The sequence below is a fragment of the Halomonas sp. genome, from assembly GCF_031581305.1.
Lineage (GTDB): Bacteria > Pseudomonadota > Gammaproteobacteria > Pseudomonadales > Halomonadaceae > Halomonas.
In genome coordinates this window covers 19,508-22,360 of the sequence record NZ_JAVLBC010000024.1, presented here as the reverse complement: position 1 = coordinate 22,360, position 2,853 = coordinate 19,508, and the positions used below count along the sequence as shown (strand labels likewise).

Sequence of the window (2,853 nt, the reverse complement as noted above, 5' to 3'; positions counted from 1 at the left end):
GACCGATGCTGAGTCTTTCGAGCCGCTGGAGCCGCTGGCCGATGGCTTCCGCAACTGGCAGAAGAAAGACTATGTGGTCAAGCCGGAGGAGATGCTGCTCGACCGCGCCCAGCTGATGGGGCTGACCGGCCCGGAGATGACCGTGCTGATCGGCGGCATGCGCATGCTCGGCACCAACCACGGTGGCAGCAAGCACGGTGTCTTCACCGACCGCGAAGGCCAGTTGACCAACGACTTCTTCGTCAACCTCACCGACATGGCCAACACCTGGAAGCCGGCGGGCAACAATCTCTACGAGATTCTCGACCGGAAGAGCGATCAGGTGAAGTGGACCGCCAGCCGCATCGACCTGGTGCTCGGCTCCAACTCCATCCTGCGCTCCTACGCCGAGGTCTACGCCCAGGACGACAACCAGGAGAAGTTCGTCAAGGACTTCGTCAAGGCCTGGACCAAGGTGATGAACGCCGACCGCTTCGATCTGGAGAAGCGGCAAACATCATGAAGCCGTAAGCACGCCATGAAGCCGGGCGGTGAGCTCGGCTATAGTGACAAGGGGCCGGGATCATACCCGGCCTCTTTGTTCTTTCCCCCTCCTGCGATGTCGTATCTGGCGATCCAATCGCCTTCCGGGCGCCACTACCCCTTTCGCTCCCTTCCAGGCGTAAGGTTTTGTTGCCCGCAGAACCTGATGCCGGTCAGGTTTTTTCACCCTCGTTTCATGCAAGACCAGGCGGTGGCAGAAAATGTTTCAATTTACCTATAGCCTATATGCTTATAGAAAATAGCAGGAAATCCGTCCATGAAACTCCGTTTTCGGCTGCTGCTTGCCCTGGTTCTGGCATTGGTCCCGACCGTCGTCCCAGTCCTGGCAAGCCCCGCCAATGACGACCTGGCCACGGCCGTCGTCACCCGTGATACGCTGCACGAGACGCTGGTGCTCGATGGCCTGGTGGAAGCCGTCGAGCACACCACCGTCTCGTCCCAGACCCGCGGCCGGGTGGTCGAGCTGCCCTTCGAGGTGGGCGACAGCATCACCGCCGGCGCCGAGATCCTGCGCTTGGAAGACAGCGAGCAGCGCGCGCGCCTGGCGCAGGTCAGGGCCAGCCTCGAGCAAGCCGAGGCCGACCTCGTGGATGCCCGACAGCGTTTCGAGCGCATCCGGGCCATCCGTGATCAGAATCTCGCCTCGGAGCAGGCCTTCGACCAGGCCAGAAACCGACTGGACGCCGCCAGGGCCCGCCGTGAACGAAGCCTTGCCGGCGTGTCCGAGGCCGAGCAGCAACTGACCTATACCCGGGTGCGCGCCGAAAGGGATGGTGTCTTCACTCGCCGTCACGTGGAGCCGGGCGAAGCCGTGCGCCCGGGCCAGCCGCTCTTCGACACCCTGGCCCTGGCCCCGCTTCGGGTGGAGGCCGCCCTGCCCCGTCGCTACCTGGCGCACGTGCGCGAGACGCCTGACATCCGGGTCAGCCACCCGGAGGGGCAGCCGCTCGAGACCGGTACACTCACCCTCTATCCCCGGGCCGATCCGGCGAGTGATACCGTTCGCCTGCGGCTGCGCCTGGCATCACCGGGACCGGAGGTCCTTCCGGGCATGCTGGCCAAGGTGGCTGTGGTGGTATCACGCCGCGACGCCCTGTGGATTCCCGCCGAGAGTCTGATCCAACGAAGCGAGCTGCGTGCCGTCTTCGTCCTCGATGACGAGGATCGGCCGCGGTTACGCCAGGTGCGGGTGGGCATCGAACAGGACGGGCGACTCGAGGTGCTGGCCGGCCTCGATGCCGGTGAGCGCATCCTGGCCAACCCCGATGCCGTGGCGAGCCCTGAGGATGCCGCCTCTCCCGACACGGAAGGATCCCGCGACCGATGAAGGAGAGCGCCCCTGCCGTCGGTCCTTCCGGCGCCATTGCCCGGGTCTTCCAGGACTCGAAGCTGACCCCGCTTCTCGCCGGGATTGCCATCCTGATGGGCCTGATCATCATCCTCATCACGCCCAAGGAGGAGGAGCCTCAGATCGAGGTCACCATGGTGGACATCATGGTGGCCTTCCCCGGTGCCGGGGTCTCGGAAGTGGAAAGCCTGGTTGCCACCCCGGGCGAGCAGGTGCTGAGCGAGGTCAAGGGGATCGAGCACGTCTACTCGGTCTCGCGGCCGGGCCAGGCCGTGATCACCCTCGAGTACGAGGTGGGCCTGCCTCGGCAGGAAGCCCTGGTCAGGACCTACAACCAGGTCTACTCGAATCAGGACTGGCTGCCGCCGGACCTGGGCACGCGCCAGCCCCTGGTCAAGCCGCGCGGCATCAACGACGTGCCGGTCATGACCCTGACCCTGTTCGATCCCGATGAACGCCATGGCGGCGAGGAACTCACCCGCCTGGCCCATGTGCTGGAGGTAGCCCTCAAGCGCATTCCCGGGACCCGGGATGTATATACCGTCGGCGGCGCCGCCGACCGGGTGGATGTGCGCCTCGACCCTGCCCGGTTGAACGGCGTCGGCCTGACCCTGGACGACCTGCAGAATGCCCTGGCTGCTGCCAATACCAGCAGCCGAGAGACGCGGGTGACGCGGGACGGCCTGTCGCTTCCGCTTCAGGCCGGCACCCTGCTCGAAGAGGTGGCCGACGTACGCCGCCTGGTGGTGGGCATGCACGGGGATGCCGCCGTCCGACTCTCCGATGTCGCCGATATCCGCCGCGGCGGCACCGTGCCCGACCAGAGCGTGATGATGGGCTTCGGCCCGGCAGGAGACGCTGACCGGCCGGGCGCCAAGCCCGGCAAGCTCTATCCGGCCGTGACCCTTGCCATCGCCAAGAAGACCGGCGAGAACGCGATCGATATCACCACGGCCATCGAG

Annotated in this window: 3 protein-coding genes; all 3 read left to right on the top strand. The window is 65.7% G+C overall.

Annotation, left to right across the window (positions count from 1 at the left end):
* Window positions 1–502: peroxidase family protein (locus RI841_RS03855; protein ID WP_310704261.1), on the top strand; the 502-nt coding region annotated here is incomplete at its 5' end.
* Window positions 503–799: 297 nt separating this feature from the next.
* The gene (locus tag RI841_RS03850) at window positions 800–1,870 is read left to right on the top strand and encodes an efflux RND transporter periplasmic adaptor subunit (RefSeq protein ID WP_310704260.1); all 1,071 of its coding nucleotides are present in this window, start codon (window positions 800–802) and stop codon (window positions 1,868–1,870) included.
* A partial coding sequence (locus tag RI841_RS03845) for an efflux RND transporter permease subunit (RefSeq protein WP_310704259.1) occupies window positions 1,867–2,853 on the top strand: 987 nt, incomplete at its 3' end. The genes RI841_RS03850 and RI841_RS03845, both read left to right, overlap by 4 nt.

Bases quoted from the DNA above. Each gene is read 5' to 3' on its own strand.
- RI841_RS03850 (WP_310704260.1), top strand. From the start codon at position 800: ATGAAACTCCGTTTTCGGCTGCTGCTTGCCCTGGTTCTGGCATTGGTC.